The 21,572-nt window shown below is 72.5% G+C and carries 28 protein-coding genes and 6 pseudogenes; 25 read left to right on the forward strand and 9 right to left on the reverse strand.

Annotated features, from left to right (window positions below; genetic code table 11):
- Positions 1-17: 17 nt before the first annotated feature.
- The 4 genes and pseudogenes from U6N30_RS34830 to U6N30_RS28960 all read right to left on the reverse strand — a co-directional run bounded on the left by U6N30_RS34830 (position 18) and on the right by U6N30_RS28960 (position 1,739).
- Positions 18-191, reverse strand: coding sequence for a type I restriction enzyme endonuclease domain-containing protein (locus U6N30_RS34830; RefSeq protein WP_422678156.1), 174 nt, complete (start codon positions 189-191; stop codon positions 18-20).
- A pseudogene (locus U6N30_RS28955) lies at positions 140-661 on the reverse strand (DUF3387 domain-containing protein); the annotation flags it as partial. The pseudogene U6N30_RS28955 and the gene U6N30_RS34830, both read right to left, overlap by 52 nt.
- A complete protein-coding gene (locus U6N30_RS34835; RefSeq protein ID WP_422677997.1) occupies positions 619-858 on the reverse strand; it encodes a type I restriction enzyme endonuclease domain-containing protein in 240 nt (79 codons plus the stop codon). The pseudogene U6N30_RS28955 and the gene U6N30_RS34835, both read right to left, overlap by 43 nt.
- Positions 804-1,739: a DEAD/DEAH box helicase family protein gene (locus U6N30_RS28960; RefSeq protein ID WP_324278528.1), complete on the reverse strand. Its 936-nt coding sequence runs from the start codon at positions 1,737-1,739 to the stop codon at positions 804-806. The genes U6N30_RS34835 and U6N30_RS28960 overlap by 55 nt, the downstream gene beginning before the upstream one ends.
- Before the next feature lie 350 nt (positions 1,740-2,089).
- On the opposite strand from U6N30_RS28960, the gene U6N30_RS28965 reads away from it, so the two are divergent.
- From U6N30_RS28965 to U6N30_RS29005, 9 genes are all read left to right on the forward strand, one after another.
- The gene (locus U6N30_RS28965; RefSeq protein ID WP_324274987.1) at positions 2,090-3,187 is read left to right on the forward strand and encodes an HNH endonuclease signature motif containing protein; all 1,098 of its coding nucleotides are present in this window, start codon (positions 2,090-2,092) and stop codon (positions 3,185-3,187) included.
- A gap of 176 nt (positions 3,188-3,363) precedes the next feature.
- Complete coding sequence (locus U6N30_RS28970; RefSeq protein ID WP_324274988.1) at positions 3,364-4,719, forward strand: RecQ family ATP-dependent DNA helicase; 1,356 nt, start codon at positions 3,364-3,366, stop codon at positions 4,717-4,719.
- Positions 4,716-5,027: a RecQ family zinc-binding domain-containing protein gene (locus U6N30_RS28975; protein ID WP_324278529.1), complete on the forward strand. Its 312-nt coding sequence runs from the start codon at positions 4,716-4,718 to the stop codon at positions 5,025-5,027. Before U6N30_RS28970 ends, U6N30_RS28975 begins: the two co-directional genes overlap by 4 nt.
- Before the next feature lie 110 nt (positions 5,028-5,137).
- Positions 5,138-5,374 carry a carbamoyltransferase N-terminal domain-containing protein gene (locus U6N30_RS28980; protein WP_324274989.1) on the forward strand — a complete coding sequence of 79 codons (237 nt, stop codon included), beginning with the start codon at positions 5,138-5,140 and terminating at the stop codon, positions 5,372-5,374.
- Entirely contained in the window at positions 5,374-6,780 is a 1,407-nt protein-coding gene (locus U6N30_RS28985; protein ID WP_324274990.1) for a carbamoyltransferase family protein, read from the forward strand. The genes U6N30_RS28980 and U6N30_RS28985 overlap by 1 nt, the downstream gene beginning before the upstream one ends.
- 198 nt (positions 6,781-6,978) lie before the next feature.
- The gene (locus U6N30_RS28990) at positions 6,979-7,413 is read left to right on the forward strand and encodes a DUF4383 domain-containing protein (protein WP_324274991.1); all 435 of its coding nucleotides are present in this window, start codon (positions 6,979-6,981) and stop codon (positions 7,411-7,413) included.
- A 182-nt stretch (positions 7,414-7,595) separates the two neighbouring features.
- Positions 7,596-7,871 (forward strand): DUF3040 domain-containing protein, encoded by a 276-nt coding sequence (locus tag U6N30_RS28995; protein WP_324274992.1) that lies wholly within the window; start codon positions 7,596-7,598, stop codon positions 7,869-7,871.
- Between the two features lie 59 nt (positions 7,872-7,930).
- A complete protein-coding gene (locus tag U6N30_RS29000; RefSeq protein WP_324274993.1) occupies positions 7,931-8,674 on the forward strand; it encodes an acyl-CoA dehydrogenase family protein in 744 nt (247 codons plus the stop codon).
- The gene (locus U6N30_RS29005; protein ID WP_324274994.1) at positions 8,623-9,141 is read left to right on the forward strand and encodes an acyl-CoA dehydrogenase family protein; all 519 of its coding nucleotides are present in this window, start codon (positions 8,623-8,625) and stop codon (positions 9,139-9,141) included. Before U6N30_RS29000 ends, U6N30_RS29005 begins: the two co-directional genes overlap by 52 nt.
- Before the next feature lie 215 nt (positions 9,142-9,356).
- Here U6N30_RS29005 and U6N30_RS29010 read toward each other — a convergent pair whose 3' ends face one another.
- Positions 9,357-9,608 (reverse strand): EF-hand domain-containing protein, encoded by a 252-nt coding sequence (locus U6N30_RS29010; RefSeq protein WP_324274995.1) that lies wholly within the window; start codon positions 9,606-9,608, stop codon positions 9,357-9,359.
- Between the two features lie 140 nt (positions 9,609-9,748).
- Here U6N30_RS29010 and U6N30_RS29015 point away from each other — a divergent pair, with 140 nt between their 5' ends.
- From U6N30_RS29015 to U6N30_RS29025, 3 genes are all read left to right on the forward strand, one after another.
- Positions 9,749-10,267 carry a sigma-70 family RNA polymerase sigma factor gene (locus U6N30_RS29015; RefSeq protein WP_324274996.1) on the forward strand — a complete coding sequence of 173 codons (519 nt, stop codon included), beginning with the start codon at positions 9,749-9,751 and terminating at the stop codon, positions 10,265-10,267.
- A 340-nt stretch (positions 10,268-10,607) separates the two neighbouring features.
- Positions 10,608-10,937 (forward strand): baseplate J/gp47 family protein, encoded by a 330-nt coding sequence (locus U6N30_RS29020; RefSeq protein WP_324274997.1) that lies wholly within the window; start codon positions 10,608-10,610, stop codon positions 10,935-10,937.
- 243 nt (positions 10,938-11,180) lie between these two features.
- On the forward strand, positions 11,181-11,660 hold the full coding sequence (locus U6N30_RS29025; RefSeq protein ID WP_324274998.1) for a hypothetical protein: 480 nt from the start codon (positions 11,181-11,183) through the stop codon (positions 11,658-11,660).
- A 9-nt stretch (positions 11,661-11,669) separates the two neighbouring features.
- Here the strand turns inward: U6N30_RS29025 and U6N30_RS29030 are convergent, their stop codons facing one another.
- Both U6N30_RS29030 and U6N30_RS29035 read right to left on the reverse strand, forming a co-directional pair.
- Positions 11,670-11,885, reverse strand: coding sequence for a hypothetical protein (locus U6N30_RS29030; RefSeq protein WP_324274999.1), 216 nt, complete (start codon positions 11,883-11,885; stop codon positions 11,670-11,672).
- A complete protein-coding gene (locus U6N30_RS29035; RefSeq protein WP_324275000.1) occupies positions 11,882-12,370 on the reverse strand; it encodes a GNAT family N-acetyltransferase in 489 nt (162 codons plus the stop codon). The genes U6N30_RS29030 and U6N30_RS29035 overlap by 4 nt, the downstream gene beginning before the upstream one ends.
- A gap of 132 nt (positions 12,371-12,502) precedes the next feature.
- Between U6N30_RS29035 and U6N30_RS34840 the strand changes: the two are divergent.
- The 7 genes and pseudogenes from U6N30_RS34840 to U6N30_RS29060 form a co-directional block, all read left to right on the forward strand.
- Positions 12,503-12,910: pseudogene (locus tag U6N30_RS34840) on the forward strand (DNA/RNA non-specific endonuclease); the annotation flags it as partial.
- A 40-nt stretch (positions 12,911-12,950) separates the two neighbouring features.
- Complete coding sequence (locus U6N30_RS29040; protein ID WP_324278530.1) at positions 12,951-13,385, forward strand: DNA/RNA non-specific endonuclease; 435 nt, start codon at positions 12,951-12,953, stop codon at positions 13,383-13,385.
- A gap of 637 nt (positions 13,386-14,022) precedes the next feature.
- Positions 14,023-14,271: pseudogene (locus U6N30_RS34850) on the forward strand (ATP-binding cassette domain-containing protein); the annotation flags it as partial.
- Positions 14,256-14,408 (forward strand): annotated as a pseudogene (locus U6N30_RS34855) (hypothetical protein); the annotation flags it as partial. The pseudogenes U6N30_RS34850 and U6N30_RS34855, both read left to right, overlap by 16 nt.
- Before the next feature lie 6 nt (positions 14,409-14,414).
- Positions 14,415-15,512, forward strand: coding sequence for a hypothetical protein (locus U6N30_RS29050; protein WP_422678157.1), 1,098 nt, complete (start codon positions 14,415-14,417; stop codon positions 15,510-15,512).
- Complete coding sequence (locus tag U6N30_RS29055; RefSeq protein WP_324275002.1) at positions 15,443-16,366, forward strand: hypothetical protein; 924 nt, start codon at positions 15,443-15,445, stop codon at positions 16,364-16,366. Before U6N30_RS29050 ends, U6N30_RS29055 begins: the two co-directional genes overlap by 70 nt.
- Positions 16,333-16,554, forward strand: coding sequence for a hypothetical protein (locus tag U6N30_RS29060; RefSeq protein WP_324275003.1), 222 nt, complete (start codon positions 16,333-16,335; stop codon positions 16,552-16,554). Before U6N30_RS29055 ends, U6N30_RS29060 begins: the two co-directional genes overlap by 34 nt.
- Positions 16,555-16,573: 19 nt before the next feature.
- On the opposite strand, the gene U6N30_RS29065 is transcribed toward U6N30_RS29060, so the two are convergent.
- Together U6N30_RS29065 and U6N30_RS29070 are read right to left on the reverse strand one after the other, a co-directional pair.
- Positions 16,574-17,533, reverse strand: a complete 960-nt coding sequence (locus U6N30_RS29065; protein WP_324275004.1) for an LCP family protein — start codon at positions 17,531-17,533, stop codon at positions 16,574-16,576.
- Positions 17,484-17,966, reverse strand: coding sequence for a hypothetical protein (locus U6N30_RS29070; RefSeq protein WP_324275005.1), 483 nt, complete (start codon positions 17,964-17,966; stop codon positions 17,484-17,486). The genes U6N30_RS29065 and U6N30_RS29070 overlap by 50 nt, the downstream gene beginning before the upstream one ends.
- A 205-nt stretch (positions 17,967-18,171) precedes the next feature.
- Here U6N30_RS29070 and U6N30_RS29075 point away from each other — a divergent pair, with 205 nt between their 5' ends.
- From U6N30_RS29075 to U6N30_RS29095, 6 genes and pseudogenes are all read left to right on the forward strand, one after another.
- Complete coding sequence (locus tag U6N30_RS29075; RefSeq protein WP_324275006.1) at positions 18,172-18,315, forward strand: hypothetical protein; 144 nt, start codon at positions 18,172-18,174, stop codon at positions 18,313-18,315.
- A gap of 38 nt (positions 18,316-18,353) precedes the next feature.
- Positions 18,354-19,304: an acyl-ACP desaturase gene (locus tag U6N30_RS29080; protein ID WP_324275007.1), complete on the forward strand. Its 951-nt coding sequence runs from the start codon at positions 18,354-18,356 to the stop codon at positions 19,302-19,304.
- Between the two features lie 159 nt (positions 19,305-19,463).
- Positions 19,464-19,808 (forward strand): annotated as a pseudogene (locus U6N30_RS34860) (exodeoxyribonuclease III); the annotation flags it as partial.
- Between the two features lie 160 nt (positions 19,809-19,968).
- Positions 19,969-20,181 carry a hypothetical protein gene (locus tag U6N30_RS29085; protein WP_324275008.1) on the forward strand — a complete coding sequence of 71 codons (213 nt, stop codon included), beginning with the start codon at positions 19,969-19,971 and terminating at the stop codon, positions 20,179-20,181.
- Between the two features lie 653 nt (positions 20,182-20,834).
- Positions 20,835-21,077, forward strand: a pseudogene (locus U6N30_RS29090) (FkbM family methyltransferase); the annotation flags it as partial.
- A complete protein-coding gene (locus U6N30_RS29095) occupies positions 21,065-21,496 on the forward strand; it encodes an FkbM family methyltransferase (protein WP_324275009.1) in 432 nt (143 codons plus the stop codon). The pseudogene U6N30_RS29090 and the gene U6N30_RS29095, both read left to right, overlap by 13 nt.
- Positions 21,497-21,572 lie beyond the last annotated feature (76 nt).

A 21,572-nucleotide genomic window follows, 5' to 3' on the forward strand; every position in this document is an offset into this window, starting at 1 on the left:
CTGGAGGGGGCCGGTCGTCAGGCGGCCAGCGCATACTGCTGAGCCTGCTGGAGCACCAGCTCGACGGCGGCGTCCTCGAGGTCCGGCGGGTAGTCGTACTTCGCCAGCAGACGGCGGATCTTGGCCCCATGGCCGCTTTGACCGAGTCCTCGAGGTTCCAGTCGATGGTGGCGCTCTGCTGCACGGTCCAGACCAGGTCGACCGAGATCTGCTTCAGCGTCTCGTCGCCCATGGTGAGGAGGGCGGACTCGTTGGACGCGATCGCGTCGTAGAACGCCGTCTCCGCGACCGAGAGGGCCAGCTCCTCATGCCGCTGCGCCTGGCCGCGCATCTCCTTGGCGAGCCGCACCAGCTAGGCGATGATCTCGGCCGTCGTCAGGGCCCGGTTGGTGTAGCGGTTGATCGCCTCGTCGAGCTGTTCGGAGAACCGCCGTCCCTGGACGACGTTCGTCCGGCGAACGGTGCGCACCTGGTCGGCCAGCAGGCGGCGCAGCAAGCCCATCTGCAGGTTGGGCTTCTCCTTGGTCGCCAGCCCGTCGAGGAACTCGTCGGAGAGGATCGACAGCTCGGGGGTCTCGATGCCGACCAGGCGGTACACGTCGACGACACCCTCGCCGGTCACCGCCTCGTCGACCAGCTGACGGATCGCCGTCTCCATCTCCGGCGCGCCGCTGCCGGAGTCGGGGTGCTGGAGTCGGGGTGCTGGATATTGAGGACGGCGGCCCGCACGTCGGCGAACAGAGCGACATCGTCCCGGATGGCGGCAGCCTCCGTACGACTGCCCGCCAATGCGAACGCCTTCGTCAGGGCGAGCACCTGAGCGAGGAACCGGCTGGTGCGGTCGGGTTCGGCCAGCACGAAGTCCAGGACGGCGGCGCGCTGCGCCAGCCGATCGGCGGCCGAGCGCAGGGAGGAGTCGTGCGCGCAGCGTGTAGGAGGTCGCCGACGATGCCGTGCTTCTCCTGCATCACGGCGACCATCTGCTCGATGGGCACGCCGGCCTGGTCGCGGTCGGTGGGCGAGTACTCGGCCAGCGCACGACGCAGGTTGGTGGCCACGCCGATGCAGTTGACGATCGGCCCACCGTTCTCGTCGCGGAAGGTGCGGTTGACCCGGGCGATTGCCTGCATCAGGCCCGCGCCCTGCACGGGCTTGTCCACATACAGGGTGTGCATCGCCTTGATGGCACCCTGCGTTGGGTCGTCGTCGTGCCACTCGGGTCGCAGCGCCACGATCCGCTCGTACAGTTCCACGGCGATCCGGCGGCTCATCGTCACGACCATGGCCTTGCCGACCATGGCGCCGCGGCGCAGCTCCCAGTGTCCGACGAGATCGCGGGCGACGAGGTCCAGGCGCTCCTCGGCGGTGATCTCGTCGGCCAGCTCGTCGAGGGTCTCGTGCGCGTCCTCCGGCAGGGCGACCTTGACCAGCCGCGACTCGTAGAAGATGGGCACGGTCGCACCGTCCTCGACGGCGCGGGTGAGGTCGTAGACGTCGATGTAGTCGCCGAAGACGCTGCGCGTGGACTTGTCCTGCGACTCGATGGGCGTACCGGTGAACCCGAGATAGGTGGCGCCGGGCAGGGCTTCGCGGAGGTGCTTGGCGTAGCCGTCCTGGAAGCCGTACTGCGAGCGGTGCGCCTCGTCCGCGACGACGACGACGTTGCGCCGGTCGCTGAGCACCGGATGCGTGTCGCCGGCGGTCTCCGGCGCGAACTTCTGGATGGTCGTGAAGACGATGCCGCCGTGCCGCCCCCTGCCTCATGCGTCTCCCGTGCTGGAATGCGCGACCGCCCGCGGGTGCCTCCACCCCCTGGTGACCTGCGGTTTCAGGTTGCTCGGTCCCGTGTACTCGACTATCCTTCGTACATGTGTTCGAGTGGTTGCGTCGATGCGCTGCGCCGGCTGACGGCCGCGCTGGACGACCTCGGAGCTGAGGACCTCTCCAGCCAGTTCGGGCCGCAGCTGCTCGAGGGGCTGCGCGGATTGCTTGCCGCGCAGAACCGGCTGGCGGCACAGCTGACCCGGCGAGTGCGCGAGTGCGAGGTCACCCAGGCGGCCGAGCACGACGGGCTGAAGACGATGCAGTCGTGGCTGCGCGGGCACGGGCGGCTCTCCCCGCCGGCGGCCGCGCGATTGGTGCGCTCCGGCCGGGCGCTGACGCAGCTGCCTGCGGTGCAGGAGGCGTTCGGGCGCGGCGCGGTGACCGCCGAGCAGGTGGCCGCCATCGCGCCGGTGGCGAGAGCGGAGAATCTGGCCGCGGCCGCCGCGCAGAGCGTGGACCTTTCCGGTGTGGACGCCGCTCTGGCCGAGATGGCCGCCACCCGGCCCTACGACGATCTCCGGCAGGTCGTGCACCACTACCTCGAGCGTCTCGACCCGGACGGACCCGAGCCGGACCCCACCGAGGGCCGCTCGCTGGTCTGGTCCCGGCACGCCGACGGCGCGGTCACCGGCCGGTTCGACCTCGACGCCGTCGGCGGGAGAAGTTCCTCACCGCGATCGAGTCGATTCTGCAGGCCGGCCGGTGCGCGGGTGACGACCGCACCAGGGCCCAACAGTCCGCCGACGCGCTGGTACAGCTCGCCGACAACGTTCTCGCGTCCGGTGATCTACCGATCATGCGCACCGTCAAGCCGCACGTGATCGTTCGGATCGGCATCGACGACCTGGTCGACCCCGCGACCGGCCCGGCCGCCGCCGATACCGGGTTCGGCGCCACCATCTCCGCCGCCCGGGCGCGCTGGCTGGCCTGCGACGGGAACATCAGCCGGGTGGTCATGGGGCCCGACGGTGAGGTGCTGGACCACGGGCGAACCAAGCGGATCGTCCCGCCCGGCCTGCGCCGGGCCGTCGAGGCGCAGCAGCGGCACTGCGTGTTCACCGGCTGCGGAGCCCCGACCCACTGGTGCGACGTCCACCATGTCCTGGAATGGGTCCTCGACGAGGGCCCGACCTCGCTGGAGAACTCAGCGCTGCTGTGCGAGCGCCATCACACGAAGGTGCATCACGGGTTCCGCATCCAGCGAGATTCCCAGGGCCGATGGCACACCTATCGGCCCGATGGCAGCGAAATCACGATCGGCGAACCACCGCCCGAGACCAACGGCGATCCACCGAACATCGTGTTCGACTTGGATCCCCGCGACCTGGCCCTCGCCGGCATCGCGCGCAGCACCACGCCCTGACCTCGACGGACACCCTCGGGCGGAAGCTGCGACCGCGGTCGCAGCTGCATGCCGTTTGCCGTTGGTGGGCCAGGGGCAGCCACGGTCGGGTGTCACCACGCTCTCGCGCCGGTCGTTCCGAGGACCCCACGCCTGCCGACGACGGGGACGCGAATCCCGCCGGCGCGACCGCTGCCGTGCGCACCCGCCGCATCCGGGAGTTCGCGCGCGGCGTCCTCGGCTTCGACGAGTTCCGCCCCGGCCAGGAGGCAGCGATGCAGTCGGTCGTCGCCGGCCGCGACACCCTCGCCGTGCTGCCCTCCGGGGCGGGCAAGACCGCGGTCTACCAAGTCGCCGGGCACCTGCTCGACGGGCCGGTCGTCGTGGTCTCCCCGCTGATCGCCCTGCAGCGCGACCAGGTCGAACGCCTGGCGGAGGTCGCGGACCGCGCGGGACGCGCCGCCCAGCTCAACTCCACGATGTCGGCCGGCGACCAGCACGACGTGCTGGAGTCTCTGCAGGACGGAACGGTCCGCTTCGTCTTCCTCGCCCCGGAGCAGATGGCCCGGCCCGAGGTCGTCGACGCGATCGCGGAGGCGAAGCCGGCGCTGTTCGTCGTCGACGAGGCGCACTGCGTCTCGGCGTGGGGGCACGACTTCCGACCGGACTACCTCCGCCTGGGCGGGGTGATCGAGCAGCTCGGCCACCCGACCGTGCTCGCGCTCACCGCCACGGCGGCCCCGCCGGTGCGGGCCGAGATCGTCGAACGGCTGGAGATGCGCGACCCCGAGATCGTGGTCGCGGGCTTCGACCGGCCGGAGATCCGCCTCGAGGTCGACCACCACGCCGATGCGCGAGGCAAGGAGCTGGGCGTGCTCGAGCGGGTGCTGGCCGAGATCGGCGACGGCCGGGGACCGGGCATCGTCTACAGCGCCACGCGCAGGGGCACCGAGGAGATCGCCGGCGAGCTCACCGACCGCGGGCTCCGCGCCCGGCACTACCACGCAGGCCTGAACAGGGTCGACCGCGAGGACACCCAGCGCGCGTGGATGGACGACGAGCTCGACGTCGTCGTCGCCACGACCGCCTTCGGCATGGGCATCGACAAGCCGGGCACCCGTTTCGTGATCCACGCCGAGCCGGCCGATTCCGTCGACAGCTACTACCAGGAGATCGGCCGGGCAGGCCGGGACGGGGAGCCCGCGCTCGCGGTGCTCGTCTACCGGCAGGAGGACCTGGGCATCCGCCGGTTCTTCGCCGCCGGGACACCTGCGGAGGAGGAGCTGCAGCAGGTCGCGGGGCTGGTCCAGGCGGCCGCTGCCGCGGGCATCGAGGAGGGGTCGACGTCAAGGACCTCCGCGAGGAGACCGGCCGCGCCGCCACCCCGCTGGCCCGCGATCTCAACCTGCTGGAGCAGGTGTCGGCCGTCGTCCTCGACGAGGACGGCGCCGCTCACCCGGCCGACGACGGGCCGGGCGCCGCGGAGGCCGCCGCGGCCGCCCGGGAACTGGCCGAGCACCACGAGAAGGTCGACCAGAGCCGCGTGGAGATGATGCGCGGCTACGCCGAGACGACCGAGTGCCGCCGGCAGTTCCTGCTGGGCTACTTCGGCGAGCAGCTCGACCAGCCGTGCGGCAACTGCGACACCTGCTCCGCCGGCACCGCCCAGGAGCACCCGGGCCCCGACGACCACGACACCCCGTTCCCGGTCGAGACCCCGGTGGAGCACAGCGAATGGGGCGCGGGGGTGGTCATGCGGGTCGAGGACGACCGGGTCACCGTGCTGTTCGACGAGGTGGGCTACAAGACGCTCGGCCTGGCCGCGATCCTCGAGCACGGCCTGCTGCGCACCCGCGGCTGACCGGACCGCGGCTTCGAGCTGCGGGTTCGGTGCGAGGGCTTGATCATCAGCACGACGACGGGTCGGCGCCTGGAACCGACGGGAACAGACCCAGACGAAGGAGAGCACGCGTGAAGGTCCTGGGCATCAACGCGATCTACCACGACCCTGCGGCGGCACTCGTCGTCGACGGGAGGATCGTCGCCGCCGCGGAGGAGGAGCGCTTCAGCCGGCGCAAGCACGGCAAGCGGCCCCTCCCTGGAGCGCGTGGGAGCTGCCCGAGCTGTCGGCCGCCTGGTGCCTGGCCGAGGCCGGCGTCCATCCCGAGGAGCTCGACGCGGTCGCCTACTCCTTCGACCCCGCCCTGATGGGGACGCCGGGAGAATCCGGCCTGAACGACCCCGGCGACGTCATGCGGAAGATGTACGCGCAGCAGGCCCCGGAGTTCCTGGCGCACGCCCTGCCCGGACTCGACCCGGCCAAGGTCCGCTTCGTGAAGCACCACGTGGCGCACGCCGCGTCCGCCGGGCTGGCCGCGCCCACGCAGGACAACTCCGTGCTGGTGCTCGACGGCCGCGGTGAGGCGCACAGCCACCTCGCCGGGCGGTACGTCGACGGGCAGCTGGAGATCCTCGCCGGCCAGACGCTGCCCCACTCCCTCGGCCTGCTTCACGAGGACCTGACCGACCACCTCGGCTTCCTGCGCAGCAGCGACGAGTTCAAGGTCATGGCGATGGCCTCCTACGGCAAGCCCCGCTTCGCCGGAGAGCTGTCGGAGCTGATCGTGGCCACCGACGACGGCGGCTTCCGGACGCCGAAGATCGACTTCGCCGAGTTCGCGCCCCGGCTGACGAAGGGCGACGACTGGACCTCCGACCACGCCGACCTCGCCGCCAGTGTCCAGCAGCGCACGGAGGAGGTCCTGCTCGACCTCGCGCGCTGGCTGCACGAGCGGACCGGCGACCGCACGCTCACCCTCGCCGGCGGGGTCGCGCTCAACTGCGTGGCCAACACCCGCATCTTCGCCGAGACGCCGTTCGAGCAGGTCTGGGTGCAGCCGGCCGCCGGGGACGCCGGCACGGCGCTGGGCAGCGCCCTGCACGTGGCGCGCGGGCTCGGCGAGACCACCGAGCCGATGCCCGGTGCGGATCTCGGCCGCGGCTGGTCCGACGAGGAGATCGAGCAGTTCCTGCGGACGGCGGCGATCGAGTACGAGCGCCCGCGCGACGTCGCCGACGCCGTCGCGGAGGTGCTCGCGAACAACGGGATCGTGGCCTGGTTCCAGGGCCGCAGCGAGTACGGCCCACGCGCGCTGGGGCACCGCTCGCTGCTGGCGCACCCCGGCCACGACGCCAACCTGGAGCGGATGAACGACGTGAAGGGCCGGGAGCAGTTCCGCCCGGTGGCGCCGATGGTGCTGGCCGAGCGGGCGGCCGACATCTTCAGCCGCGGCCCGATCCCGTCGCCCTACATGCTGTTCGTGCACGACGTCGCTCCGGAGTGGCGCGAGCGCATCCCGACGGTCACGCACGTCGACGGGACGGCGCGGATCCAGACGGTCGACCGCGCCGAAGAGCCGCTGGTGGCGCGGATGCTCGAGTGCTTCGAGCGGCGCACCGGGCTGCCGATCGTGGTCAACACCAGCCTCAACACCGCCGGGCGGCCGATGGTCGACGACCCGCGGGACGCCCTCGAGTGCTTCGGCTCGGCGCCGGTGGACCTGCTGGCGATCGGCCCCTTCACCGTCCGGCGGAGCCGGTCGACCCTGCGCTGAACGGGTGAGCACCTGAACCGCCCGGAGGCCGGACGGCGAACTCCTCGCGGACCCGTCCACAGCAGGGCATCGAGCCGGTGACGATTCGGCCACGACTGTCCCTCGGACGGGGAGGGGCCGTTACGCCGGCGGGCGCCGGGGTACCGGAACGATCAACCCCCACCGGGAACCGGTGGGCTCACGTTCGGGAGGACACCAATGGCCGCAACCGGCAACAACGCAGCTCGTCGGGGCAAGACCGTTCCGGAGATCCTGGGGCTGGCCTTCGGGGCCGTCTACCTGCTGGTCGGGATCGTCGGCTTCTTCATCACCGGCTTCGACGACTTCTTCGCCCACGACACCAACGAGACGCTGCTCTGGTTCGAGATCAACGGCATGCACAACGTCGTGCACATCGTGATCGGTGTTGCCGGGCTCGCGCTGAGCAACACGCTGGCCGGCGCCCGTACCTACGGCTGGCTGCTGGCCGTCGGCTACGGCGCCGCGTTCGTCTACGGCCTCATCGCCATCGGCGAGACCTGGGACTTCCTCAGCATCAACGCCGCTGACAACGTCCTGCACATCGCCACCGCCCTCGTCGGCCTGGTGATCGCCCTGCTGCCGGTGCGCAACGCCGTCGACAGCCGGCACTGATCTGACCCTGGTCCGGCCTCGGCCGGACGCTCCGCAGAGCCGGGTCCCGTCTCTCTCCGGGGGCCGGGGCCCGGCTCTCGGCGTCTTCCGGAACGGGCTCCCCGGCGGCAGACTGTCCGCGAGCGGTGCGCCGCGGAGCGCCCGCCGGCCCCGGACCCCGAGGGGACGCGAGGGACCAGCAGATGGACACAGACCCCGTCCTGCGCACCCTGGGCGAGGACCTCGCCCGCGACGACCCCCGGCTGGCCGCCCTGCTCGAGGGCAGCCCGCCCGCCGTCCGGCGGCGGGGCGTGCGGGCGCTGCTCGCCCTCCTGCTGCTCGTCCCGGTCGGAACAGCCGCACTCCTCCTGCCTCCGACGGTGGCGGTCGGTGCGTTCGCGATGCTCCTGGCCGCGGCCGCACCGCCGGCCGTCTGCTGGCTCTGCACCGTCGACCCGCCCGGGCCGCAGCGGCCCTGAGCCGGACCGGGGAAGGACCCCGGTGCGACGGCGGTCACGTCCGGCGATACGTTGCGGTCATGGACTTCGCTCTCTCCGCCAAGGCCGAGGACGTCTGCGCCCGCGCATGGGACTTCATGCGCGAGCACGTGTTCCCCGCCGAGCCCGTCTACGACGCCTGGCGCGCAGAGCGCGGCCACGACAACCACGAGCACCCGCCCGTGCTCGAGGAGCTCAAGGCCGAGGCCCGCACGCGCGGGCTGTGGAACCTCTTCCACCACGAGGTCGGCGGTCTGTCGAACCTCGAGTACGCCTCCGTCGCCGAGATCACCGGCTGGTCGCCGACCATCGCCCCCGAGGCCATGAACGTGGGCGCGCCCGACACGGGCAACATGGAGACGCTCATGCTCTTCGGCACCGAGGAGCACAAGCAGCGCTGGCTGCAGCCGCTGCTCGAGGGTGAGATCCGCTCGGGCTTCGCGATGACCGAGCCCGATGTGGCCTCGTCGGACGCACGGAACATCCAGACGTCGATCGTCCGCGACGGCGACGAGTACGTGATCAACGGCCGCAAGTGGTGGACCTCGGGGGCCGCCGACGAGCGCTGCCAGATCTTCATCGTCATGGGGAAGACCGACCCGGAAGGCGCGCCGCACCGCCAGCAGTCGATGGTGCTCGTCCCCCGGGACACCCCGGGCTGGAGATCATCCGGCACCTCCCGGTGTTCGGGTACCAGGACCAGCACGGCCACTCGGAGCTGCGGTTCACCGACGTGCGGGTCCCGGTGTCGAACATCCTCTCCGGCGAGGGCGACGGCTTCATGATCGCCCAGGCCCGGCTCGGCCCCGGCCGCATCCACCACTGCATGCGCGCCATCGGCATGGCCGAGCGCGCGCTCGCGCTCATGGTGGAGCGCACCAAGAACCGGGTGGCCTTCGGCCGCCCGCTCGCCGAGCAGGGCACCGTCCGCGAGGCGATCGCCCTGTCCCGCATCGAGATCGACCAGGCCCGCCTGTACGTGCTCAAGACGGCGGACCTGATCGACAAGTTCGGCGCCAAGGGTGCCCGCACCGAGATCTCCGCGATCAAGGTGGCCGCCCCGAAGGTGGCCCTGGCTGTCATCGACCGCGCCATCCAGGTGCACGGCGGCGCCGGCGTCAGCAACGACACGGTGCTGGCCCGCTTCTACGCGAGCGCCCGGACCCTCCGCATCGTCGACGGACCGGATGCCGTGCACATCCGCGGCGTGGCCAAGGAGGAGCTGGCCCGGGAGCGCCCCTACACGGGCTGAACCGTCGGTGGTCGGGTGCACGATCCGGCCGTGCCGGAGAGTTCCGAGGTCCCTCCTGACGTCGACGCCCTGCTGACCGAGCACGTCCCCGTGCACCGATGACCTCGGGCGGGAGCGCGCCGAGGGCGAGGCCGAGGTGGCGGCGTTCCAGGCACTGGCGGCCCGAGGCGACGACGTCCCCGGCGACGTCGTCCACCGACTGACCGGCCGGCCGGTCACGCCCCGCGAGGAGTACGGCCGCCGCGGCCGGCGCGTGGGACGCCTGACTCAGGGGCGATCGTCCCGCCGAACCCTCCGCCGGCCAGCTTCGCCATGAGCTGGGTGCGATCGAGACCCAGCGCGTCGAGAGCGTCGCCGTCCCGGTCGGTGTCCACCTCGTCGGGCAGCGTCCGATCCGCCTCGTCCGCGGTGTCGTTGTCGCCCTGAGTGCGCAGCATCCGCAGCAGTTCCTGCTTGTCCAGCTTCACCGGTCCTCCAACCGTCACCCGTCGTCCGGAGTCTGGTGCGAGCCGACACCAGCCGCAACGCACGCGGCCTGCGAATGTCACGTTTCGGTCACGGCGGCGTTCTCTTCCGCTCCCTCGGGCGTCGTACAGGGTGACGAGGGGTGCCCCATGGCAGCTCGGGACGAGACGGACTTCGAAGCATTCGTCGCCGCACGATCCGGGGACCTGATGCGGACGGCGGTACTGCTGACGCACGACCGTGGTCATGCCGAGGACCTCCTGCAGACCGCGCTCGTCAAGGCGTACCGGCGCTGGGGCCGGATCGAGGGGACGATCCCTATCCCTACGTCCGGCGAGCACTGGTCACCACCGCCGCGAGTTGGCGTCGCCGCCGCACCACGCAGGAGATCGTCTCCCTGCCGGCGGGCGAGCCGGCCGCCTCGGACCCCACCGACGAGGTCACCGAGCGGGCGCGGATGGTCACCGCGCTGGCGAGTCTGCCGCCACGCATGCGGACCGTCCTCGTCCTCCGCTACGCCGAGGATCTGAGCGAGGCGGCCACCGCCGAAGTCTTGGGCTGCGCCGTGGCCACCGTCAAGAGCCAGACCGTCCGCGGGCTGGCCCGCCTGCGCACCGCGCTGGGCGCAACCGCGACGGCCGTCCTCCTGGAGGAGCGCTGACATGACGCTGTCGGACAACGAACTGGAACGCGGGCTGCGGGACCTCCGCGTCCGCGCGGACGCCGCGCCCCCGTCTCCCCTCAGCTGGCCGCCTCGGTGCGGGCCCGCCACCGGGCACAACGCCGTGCCCAGCGGCGGCTGGCTGCGGCCGGGCTGGCCGCAGCACTGCTGGTCATCGGCGTGCCCGTGGTCGCGTCGTCGATCGGTGCGCCGACCCGGGAACCGCGGATCGATCGGAACAGTCCCCCGGCCGGGCCGAGCGGATGCTCGCCGAGCAGCCCACCAGGGATCGCTCGCTGACGACCAGGAGTGGCTTTCCGGGATCGCCGCACGCGAACTCGTGGCTGACGACCCGACGGCCGAACCGCCGACGGACGCTGTGCCGGAGGAGTCCATCGACCTGAGGACGACCGCCTTCGCCGGGGATGTACCTGGGAGCCGGGTGGCGCTGGTCGTCGCCCGGCTGCGAGACGGCGACCTGCTCCAGGCCTGGTTCACCGGCCCGTCGGGCGCCGCCCCGACGGACATGGTGCTGGCGGAGCTCGACGGCGCACCGCCGGGAGAGCCCGTGGCACTGCTCGACGTTCCTGACCCGGTCACGGGGCGAGGCGTGCTCGTGGTCGTGGCGTTTCCCGGCGACGACATCGAGGTGCGGACCGCCTGGAAGTGACGGCGTCCGGCGAGATCCGCGAACGCTGGGAGCCGATGCCGACCGATGCCGGAGCCGGAGCACTCGACCTCGACGTCCCGATCACCTGGGTCCAGCAGGGGTCGAGCTCCGGATCACGCCGGCCGGCGACGATGGGCAGCGGTTCTCCCTCGCCTCACCGACCGGGCTGTCGACGCAGAACGGGCCGACCTGCTCGACCTCGCCGATCCGCGCGGCCTGAGAGGTCTCGTCGACGAGACGCAGTTGCGCACGTCGGTGGAGCACCTGGCCGGGAGGTTCGGGGCGCCCCCGTCGGAGCTGGGCCTCACGATCCTGGCCGCCGGCCCGGTGGAGGGGCTGGCTGCCAACACGCTGCTGCTCGGGGCGACGTTCCCCTCGGGGGCCACCGTGGGGCACCTCGCGGTGTACCCGGGCGAATCGAGCCTGCCCCAGGCTCCGCTCGTCTACCAGAGCATGACCTCGACCGGGACCGCACCGGCCGGGACCGCATTGCTCGACCGTGTCTTCGCCGTGGAGCTCGCCGAGGTCCTCACCGTCAGCGGGCCGGTCGCGGGCACTCGGGCGGAGGTCTACGACGCCACCGGAGCGCTGCTCACCACCGTGCCCCTCGTCCAGGGGGCGGGGGCAGGAGTCCTGCCGCCGCAGAAACCGGCGCAGGTGCGCGTTCTCGACGACTCCGGCGCCCCGGTGGTCATGGCGCCGGTGACGCAGCCCGGTGAGTGACCCAGCTGGTCAGCCCCGGCCGGAGCGGCGGACCAGGAAGGCGCCCACGCCGGCCAGGGCGACGCCGAGCACGAGCTGGGCGATGCCGACAGCAACGGAGTCGCTGGCGAACCAGGTGGGTGAGGACACCAGCAGCACCAGAGCCACCCCGAGGACGAGCAGTCCGATCAGCCGCTCACGGCGGGCGTTGCGGGAGACGGGGGTGCCGGGGGCCGGGTCGGTCATGACCCCAGCCTGCCAAACGCCGGACGGCGCGGATCAGAGGCGGCAGGCCATGATGATCTCGTCGCGGTCGTCCCCGGCGCGACCCGGATCGCGCCGGGAAGCCGGCCGACCTCCGCGTAGCCCAGGCCGCGGTAGAACGCGTCGACGCCGGTGCCGTCGCGGGCGGTCAGGTGCAGGAACTCCCAGCCGCGGTCGCGGGCGAGGCGGTGCACGCCGGCCATGAGCACCCGACCGAGGCCCTGCCCCTGCCGCGAGGGGTGCACCTGCACCCGGAGGACCGCGCCCCAGTGCCGGCGCAGCGGGCTCAGCGAGCCGACGACGCTGGCGAACCCCGCCGTCGCGCCGTCCACGGTGAGCAGTGCGAGGACGTCACGGCCGGAGGCGACGCCCTCGAGCAGCTTGTCCAGCAGCGGGACGACGTCGTCCTCGGTGACCGGGGGACGAAGCCGACGGCACCGCCGGCATTGGTCACCTCGGTCCAGCACGTGAGCAGCTCCTGCCGCAGCAGCTCGTCGACGTCGGACACGGCACGGACCTCGGCACCCACGCACCCATCCTCCCGCGCGGCCCGCGCGCGACTGCCTACCGGCCCGGGGAAGGGGTCCTAGCGTTCCCCCATGACAGACCTGTCCGCCGCTCCCACGGCGCAGGACCTGGACGACCGGGCCGGCCACGACCCCGCCTTCCTCGGCCCGCCGGTGCCCATCCCCGCGCCCACGGCGCCCCTCCCCACGGTGCTGCTGCGCTACCTGCACTACAGCGTGCTGTTCCGACCCGACCGCCGGTTCGCCGCCGTGACGGCGCTGGACCTCGACGGGGCCCGGCTGGTCCAGGTGGACCGCACCGACAGCTGGCGCCTGGACCCGCGGCTGGCGGCCGAGCTCCAGGCCGGCCCACCGGTCTACGCCCACAACGACCTGGACCGCGGCCACCTGGTGATGCGGGCGTCGTCCACCTGGGGCGACACGGAGGAGGAGGCGCGGCAGGCCGAGGCCGACACGTTCTACTTCCCGAACGCCGCCCCCAGAACAAGTCGTTCAACCAGGGAGGGAACTGTGGCTGGGCCTGGAGGAGCACCTCCAGGACCACGCCGGCGCCTTCGACCGCAAGCTGGTGGTGCTCGCCGGCCCGGTGCTCGATCCGGCCGACCCGCCCTACCGGGGGATCCAGGTCCCGCTGCGGTTCTGGAAGGTGGTGGCGTTCGTCCAGGACGGCGCCCTCGCCGCGACCGGCTACCTGCTCGACCAGACACCGCTGGTGGACGACCTCGCTGCGGCGATCGCGGAGACACCGACGGGTCAGCTGCCGCCGCTGGGACCGTTCCGGACGTTCCAGGTGCCCGTGGCCGACATCGCGGCGATCGCCGGCCTCGCTCTGGACCGGCTCGTCCTCGCCGACCTCATGGGCGCGGCGGCCACCGGGGAGGCGCCGGCGCCAGGCGGCGTCAACGCCGGCTGGCGGGAGCTCTCGTCCCTCGACGATTTGGTCCTCGCCGGCTGAGGGCTCCCCGGCAGTGACGAGGTCAGCCGGTGTCCCCTCCCGGGCCTTTCGGGCCCGCTCCTCTGGCCAGCGGGCGACCGCGTCGGCGAGCACGTCGCGGAGGAAGGCGAAGAAGTCGCGTGTCTCCGCCAGCCGCCGGCCGCCGGGCCGGTCGGTGCCGATCAGCTCGATACCGGCCGCGACGACGTCCTCGAACCGCTCCAGTGCCGCCAGTTCCGCGCCGGTGAAGCGGGTCCACAGGTTCCCGTCGTCGAGGACGTAGAGGTCGCTGCGGGTACCCGGCTCCCGTTCGCGCACGAGGAACCCGACCTGCACCAGCTGCCGGACCGCCGTGCTGATCGCGGCCGGGCTGACCTGCAGCCCCTCGGCCAGCTCGGCGGCGGTGTACCGGTCGGCGTCGTCCGCCAGGGCGTAGGCGAAGACCCGCGCCGGCATCGGCGCCATGCCCGACTCGCGGAGGGCCAGGGCGAACCGCTCGACGAACCGCAGCAGGGTGGCGCGCTCCTGCGCCGTGGTGTCCGTGCTGGTCACCTTCCCCACGGTACCGGAGCGATTGCCGATGCAATAATCTTCACAACTTTGTGAAACACATGTAGTTTTCTCCGGCGTGACGACAGCCATCTCCGTCTCCGGCCTGGTGAAGACCTTCGGCGCCACGCGCGCCCTCGACGGCCTCGACCTCGAGGTCGCCGCCGGGGAGGTGCACGGCTTCCTGGGCCCGAACGGCTCCGGGAAATCCACGACCATCCGCGTCCTGCTGGGCCTGCTGCGCCCGGATGCCGGCCGGACGGAGCTGCTCGGCGGCGATCCCTGGCGCGACGCCGTCGCGCTGCACCGCCGGCTCGCCTACGTCCCGGGCGACGTGACCCTGTGGCCGAGCATCAGCGGCGGCGAGGCGATCGACCTGATCGGCGCCTTGCGCGGCGGCCTGGACCCCGCCGACGCGCGGAACTGCTGGCGCGGTTCGACCTGGACCCGCGGAAGAAGGCACGCACCTACTCGAAGGGCAACCGGCAGAAGGTGGCCCTCGTGGCGGCGCTGGCCTCCGACGCCGAGCTGTTCGTCCTCGACGAGCCCACCTCCGGGCTGGACCCGCTGATGGAGGCGGTGTTCCAGGAGTGCATCCGCGAGCTGCGCGGCGAGGGCCGCACGGTGCTGCTGTCCAGCCACATCCTCGCCGAGGCCGAAGCCCTCTGCGACCGGGTCAGCATCATCCGGCTCGGGCGCACCGTGCAGAGCGGCACCCTGGCCGAGCTACGCCACCTCACGCGGATGTCCATGGTCGTGGAGACCGAGCGGCCCGCCGACGGCCTGGACTCCTCACCGGGGTGCACGACCTGCGTCGCGAGGACGGCCGGGTGCACTTCGACGTCGACACCGAGGCGCTGGACGAGGTCCTCCGGCACCTCACCCCTTGGGCGTGCGCGGCCTGACCAGCACCCCGCCCACGCTGGAGGAGCTGTTCCTGCGCCACTACGGCGACGACCTGGGCGACGACCTGGGCGACGACCTGGGCGACGGCCTCACCGCCGACGGCGCGACGGTGGCCCAGGAGGTGGGGCGGTCATGAGCACCGGGTCGGGCACGCTCGCCGGCACCGGCGCGCTGTTCCGCTTCGCGCTGCGCCGCGACCGGCTGCGCCTGCCGGTCTGGATCGGCGTCGGCACGTTCATGGTCCTCACGCAGTCGGTCACCAGCCAGGCGCTGTACGAGACGTCCGCGGACCTGGCTGCCTACCGGGCGTCGGTGGGCAGCAACGCGGCGACGATCGCGCTGGCCGGGCCCCCGGTCGGGCTGGACACCGTCGCCGGCGCGGTCGCTTTCGAGATCTCCGCGACCGTCATGCTGATCGCCGCGCTGATGGCCATGTTCACCGTCACCCGGCACACCCGGGCGGACGAGGAAGCCGGCCGCACCGAGCTGCTCCGGTCGGCACGCGTCGGCCGCCACGCCCCCTGCTGGCGGCCGTCCTGCTCTCCTCGCTGGCGTGCATCGCGCTCGCCCTCGCCATCGGTGCCGCCACGACGGCCTCCGGGCTGCCGGCCACGGGCTCCTTCGTGCTCGGCGCGTCGGTGGGCGCGTGCGGGCTGGTCTTCACCGGGATCTCCGCCGTCGCCGCGCAGGTGACCGGCCACACCCGAGCCGTCTACGGCCTGGTCGGCGGCCTGTTCGCGGTCGCCTTCGTGCTGCGGGCGATCGGTGACATCGAGGGCAACGGGGTGGTGTGGACGTCGCCGGTCGGCTGGGCGCAGGCCACCCACCCGTTCACCGACGACGCCGTCCTCCCGCTGCTGCTGTGCGCAGTCGTGGCCGCCGTCCTCGTCGTCGCCGGCTTCGCGTTGCTCGACCGCAGGGACCTCGGCTCCGGGCTCACCCAGCCGCGGCCCGGGAGGGCGGTCGCCCGGCGGGCGCTGCTCTCGCCGCTCGGGCTCGCCGTCCGGCTGCACCGCGGCGCCCTGATCGCCTGGACGGTCGGCCTGGCGCTCCTGGGGGTGGTCTACGGCGCGCTCGCGGAGTCGGTCGAGACGCTGATCGGGGAGAACGAGCAGGCCCTGGCGATGTTCGGCGATCCCGACGTCGACCAGCTCGTCGACGCCTACCTGGGCACCACCTTCGCCATCACCGCCCTGCTGGCCTCGGCCTACGCGGTGTCGGCGGTCCTGCGAGCCAGGTCCGAGGAGTCGGGCGACCGGGCCGAGGTGCTGCTGGCCACCGCGACCAGCCGGGCTACCTGGCTGGGCAGCCACGTCGCCGTGGCCCTCGCGGGCTCGGCGCTGGCGATGGCCGCGTCCGGGGTGACCACGGGGCTGGTGCGGATGGCGCAGACCGGGGAGTCCGCCGCGTTCGGCCGGATGGTGGGCGCCGCCCTCTCCTACGTCCCCGCGATCTGGGTGGTAGCCGGGGTGGCGGTCGCCCTGTTCGGACTGCTCCCCGGCTGGCCGCGACCGTGGCGTGGACCGCGGTCGGCCTCTTCCTGCTGATCACCATGTTCGCCGAGTCGTTCGAGTGGCCGGGCTGGGTGAGCGATCTGTCCCCGATCAGCTGGATCCCGACGGTGCCGCTGGAGGAGTGGACCCTGGCTCCGCTGATCGGGCTGGCCGCCGTCGCCGCCGTCCTGCACGGCGTCGGCTTCACCGGCTTCCGCCGTCGCGACGTCGCCCTGGGCTGAGCGTCCGGCCTGCCGCGGCTCAGCCGTTGCGGGTGGGCGGCTGCCCCTGCGCCAGCGCGGCCTCGGCCTGTTCCGGGTCGTACGCGCAGGCATCCCCGATGTCGGCGACCGGATCACCGGCGGGCTGGGTCGGCTCACCGGCCGGCTCCTCCGTCGGCTCCCCGGCGGGCTCGGAGGGTGCCGTCGTCCCACCGCCGCCGGGCGGCGGGGCGGGGGCGATCGCCTGGTCCACGATCGCCCGGATCTGGTCGTAGTCCGGATAGGCGGGGTCGATCAGGGAGTCGTCGAAGACGACGCTGGTGGTCGTGGCGTCCTTCACCAGGAAGGCCAGGTCGACGAAGTCGTCGAGGGCCGACCGGGGGATGTCGGTACTGACGATGTCCTGGGTCGTGGACGCGAGCTCCTGGTACTGCCGGAGCAGGGTGATCGGGTCGGCCGCGTCGATGATCGCCTGGATGGCGCACCGCTGGCGGGCCATGCGGTCGTAGTCGGTGAGGTTGAACCGTCCGCGGGCGTAGGCCAGCGCGGTGAACCCGTCCAGTTCCTGGTTCGGGCCCGGGGCGATGTAGGCGTCGGGCAGCGCCCCGGTGCCGGGGTCGCCGCCGACCGGGACGTAGTAGTTGACGTTCACGGTGATGCCGCCGAGGGCGTCGACCAGCTGGCTGAAGCCGTCGAGGTTGACCAGGACGTAGTAGTCGATGTCCAGCCCGAGGGCCTCCCCGACACCGAGCTTGAGGAAGTCGGCGCCCGGGTCGTCGCTCGGGCCCAGGATGCCCGGGTACCACGCCGGTCCGGTGCGGTACACGGCGTTGAGCAGGCTGTCGGACTCGTTGGCGCCCTCGAAGCCGTCGGGATAGACCTCGCGCAGCGGACTGTCCGCGGGGAAGGGCAGGTCCTGCAGGTTGCGGGGCAGGCTGAACAGCGTGGTGTCACCGGTGTCGGTGTCGATGCTGGCCACGATCACCGTGTCGGTGCGCACCCCTCGCGGTTCTCGCCACCGTCCCCGCCGAGCAGCAGGACGTTGACCCGCTCCTGGTCGCCGAACGGGTCGGGGAGTCGTCCACCGTGGCGGAGTCCCCGTCGTCGAAGACGCCGGCGATGAGCTCCCGCTGGGTGAGGAGCAGCTGTCCGGCCCAGACCGCGGGCACCACGACCGCCGCGACGAGCACCGTCACGACCAGCGCGCCGAGCGCCCGTCGACCCCGGGAGATCCGCCGCGGCAGGAGCATCCGGAACCCGGCGACGACCACGGCCGCCCACAGGAGGGCCAGCAGACCCACGCCTCCCACGACCCAGAGCAGCTGGTCGGTGTCGACCGCGGTCCGCAGTGCCGTCCGCCGTCCGCCGGTCGCCAGCCAGACGCCACCGGCGGCCAGGACCACGAAGACCACGAGGACGACCGCGCCGAGCACCCGGCGGCCCGCGGCGAGGAACGCCGTGCCGGGGACCAGAGCACCGAGCGTGCCCAGGCCGACCGCGGAGCCGAAGCTGCGCTCGGGGCGGTGCCGGGCGACCGGTGGTCGCAGCGCGCGGGACCCGCCTGCGGGACCGTCGGCAGGGAGTCGGGACCGGCGCTCACGCGCCGACCGTCGCCATGCACCGCCGGGTCATGGCTTCATGATCGCACCGTTGCGCGAGCAGGGTCGCCTGGACAAGTTCTTGCTGCCGGACGACCGCGACGCCGATGCCGGCAGGAGGGGTAGCGACGGGCCGGACGGGGAACTCACCGGACGAGCACGACCGGAGGTCGCGGCGGCGTAGGTTGCGTCGGCGCAGGTCGAGTCGATCCGGAGGTCCCGATGCCCCAGACGTCCCCGCAGGCAGCCGTGCTGACCGAGCTCGAGCCCGTGGTCGCCGAGAACCTGGACCGCCACATCGCGATCGCCAAGGAGTGGCACCCGCACGACTACGTCCCGTGGGACGAGGGACGGAACTTCGCCTTCCTCGGCGGCGAGGACTGGTCACCCGAGCAGTCCCGCCTGGACGCGACGGCCAAGGCCGCGATGTTCGTGAACCTGCTCACCGAGGACAACCTGCCCAGCTATCACCGCGAGATCGCCACGCGCTTCGGCCGGGACGGTGCCTGGGGCCAGTGGGTCGGCCGCTGGACGGCGGAGGAGGGCCGCCACGGCGTCGCGCTGCGCGACTACCTGGTGGTCACCCGCGGCGTCGACCCGGTCGAGCTGGAGCGAGCCCGGATGGACTACATGACCACCGGCTACGACTCCGGCGACAAGAGCCCGCTCGAGGCCGTCGCCTACGTGTCCTTCCAGGAGCTGGCCACCCGGGTCTCGCACCGCAACACCGGCAAGGCCACCGGCGACCCGATTGCGGACAAGCTGCTCGCACGCATCGCCACCGACGAGAACCTGCACATGATCTTCTACCGGAACCTGGTCACGGCGGCGTTCGACATCGATCCCGACGAGATGATGAAGGCCGTGGCCACGGAGGTCATGAACTTCGAGATGCCCGGCGCGAACATGGCGAACTTCCGGAAGAACTCGACGATCATCGCCAAGGCCGGCATCTACGACCTGCGACTGCACCACGACGAGGTGGTCAGCCCGATCCTGCGCGCCTGGAAGGTCTTCGAGCGCACCGACCTCGGCCCGGAGGGCGAGCAGGCCCGGGAGAAGCTGGCCGAATTCCTCGCCGGTCTCGACGCCCAGGCGACGAAGTTCGTCGAGAGCCGGGAGCGGCTGCGCGCCCGCATGGCAGCCAAGGGACAGGTCCCCGTCCAGGTCTGACGTCGGCTCACGGGACGACGCCGCGGGTTGAGCCGGCCGGACGGACGTCCAGCCGCGCCGTGACGCGGCTGGACGTCAGGTGCCGGGGTGGACCCCGCCCGGCGCCGGCCGACCAACACTCCGACGCCCGCCCGAACTCCGCACGTAACGTGCCCTGCCATGCGCCTGGCGACCTGGAACGTGAACTCCATCCGCTCGCGCGCCGACCGGGTCGCGGCCTGGCTGGAGCGCAGCGACGTCGACGTACTCGCACTGCAGGAGACCAAGTGCCGGGACGACCAGTTCCCGGAGATGGTGTTCAGCCCGCTGGGCTACGAGGTGGCGCACGTGGGGCACTCGCAGTGGAACGGCGTCGCGATCCTGTCCCGGGTGGGCCTCGAGGACGTGACCGTCGGCTTCCCCGGCATGCCGTCCTGGTCGTCGAAGGAGGGCAGGACCCGGCCCCCGAGGCGCGCGCGCTGGGCGCCACCTGCGCCGGCGTCCGGGTCTGGAGCCTCTACGTGCCGAACGGCCGCACGCTGGCCGACCCGCACCTGCAGTACAAGCTCGACTGGCTCGCGGCCCTGCGGACCGCGGGGAGGCGTGGCTGGCCGAGGACCCCGGCGCCCCGGTCGCCCTTGTCGGCGACTGGAACATCGCCCCCGAGAACGACGACGTCTGGGACATGGCGGTGTTCGCGCACTCGACGCACGTGTCCCCGCCCGAGCGGGCGGCCTTCCGGGCGGTCGTCGACGCGGGGTTCGCCGACGTCGTCCGCCCGCACGCGCCGGGTCCGGGTGTCTACACGTACTGGGACTACACCCAGCTGCGCTTCCCCGCCGGGAGGGCATGCGGATCGACTTCGTGCTCGGCTCGCCCGCCTTCGCCGATCGGGTGACCGCGGCGCGCATCGACCGCGAGGAGCGCAAGGGCAAGGGCGCAAGCGACCACGCCCCCGTGGTGGTGGAACTGGCCGACCAACTAGCGGACCGGCCGGGCGTGCTGGGGACACAGGTGGCCTCGATGCCGACGGCTGGGCGAGTGCCGGGCGGGGTCGACCGAGCACCTGCCAGCAGTGCGGGCGGTGCCGCGGCAGGCGGTGCGGATCGACGGGGCGGATCCCCGTCCGAGCGAAGATCAGCGAATCGACCGTAGAGTTGCCGCTTCGTCGTCGGACGAACGAACGAACGTTGATGCTGGAGGCCCAGCACCGTGCCTCGACCCTTTCCTGAGCGCTCCGGGATCCTGCTGGACCGCATCCGGCGCGTCCTGCGCCCGTGGCGGCGGGTGCACGACGTCCGTGGTGGCGCGCAGGCGCAGGTGCAGCTCGCGATCCTCCGGGTGGTGGTCCTGGCCGCGCGGCCGCTCGGCCAACGCGGCGCACACCGGGTGACCTGGCGGCTGGCCCGCCTGTTCGAGCCGCAGAACGGCGCTGTGGTCGACACCGGCCACGGCCGGTTCCTCGTGCCGCTGGGCGACGGGTACGCGGTCAAGCTGCTCGATCCGACCTATCACTACGAACCTGAGCTCGAGCGGTACTTCGGCGCGGCCATGCGGGCCGGCTGCGCGTTCCTCGACGGCGGCGCGAACCTCGGGTACTGGAGCGTCCTCGCCAGCGACGAGTGCGACGAGCCCGGGCGCGTGGTCGCCGTCGAGCCCGTGCCGGCCATCTTCGCCCGGCTGCGGGAGAACGCCCGGCTCAACGCCGACCGCTTCGCGTGCCAGCAGGCGGCACTCTGGTCCGAGCCCGACGTGGACCTCACCATGGCCAGCCATCCGCAGTGGCACGCCGGGTCGCGCGTGCTGCACGGCCCACGGGCGCGTCCGCGGGGCAGTACACGACCCGCGTCCCCACCACGACGATCGACCGCGTGGCGCGCCGCTACTGGCCGGACGAGCGGCCGCTGCTGATCAAGCTCGATGTCGAGGGCGCCGAGTCCGCCGCGCTCGCCGGCGGCAAGGACACGCTGGCCGACCGCGACGTCGTCCTGATCTACGAGGACCACGGCAGCGACACCGAGCACACCTCGACCCGGGCGGTGCTCGAGGGCCTCGGCTTCCGGGTCTACGCCTGCACCAGGAACGGGCCGGTCGAGATCGGCCAGCTCACCGACGTGGCGCGAATCAAGACCGACACCGTCCGCGGCTTCAACTTCCTCGCCTTCCATCCCCGGAGCACGGTCGGGCCCGCCGTCCTGGCTGCGGCCGCCTGACAGCGGGAACGTGGCGGATGGGTCGCCTGGATGGTCTGGCTCTCCGCCTGCACGACGCGGAACCTCCCGGGCGGAC

Origin of the sequence: Blastococcus brunescens, assembly GCF_035320885.1 — a bacterium.
In the GTDB taxonomy this organism is placed as follows: Bacteria; Actinomycetota; Actinomycetes; order Mycobacteriales; family Geodermatophilaceae; genus Blastococcus_B; species Blastococcus_B brunescens.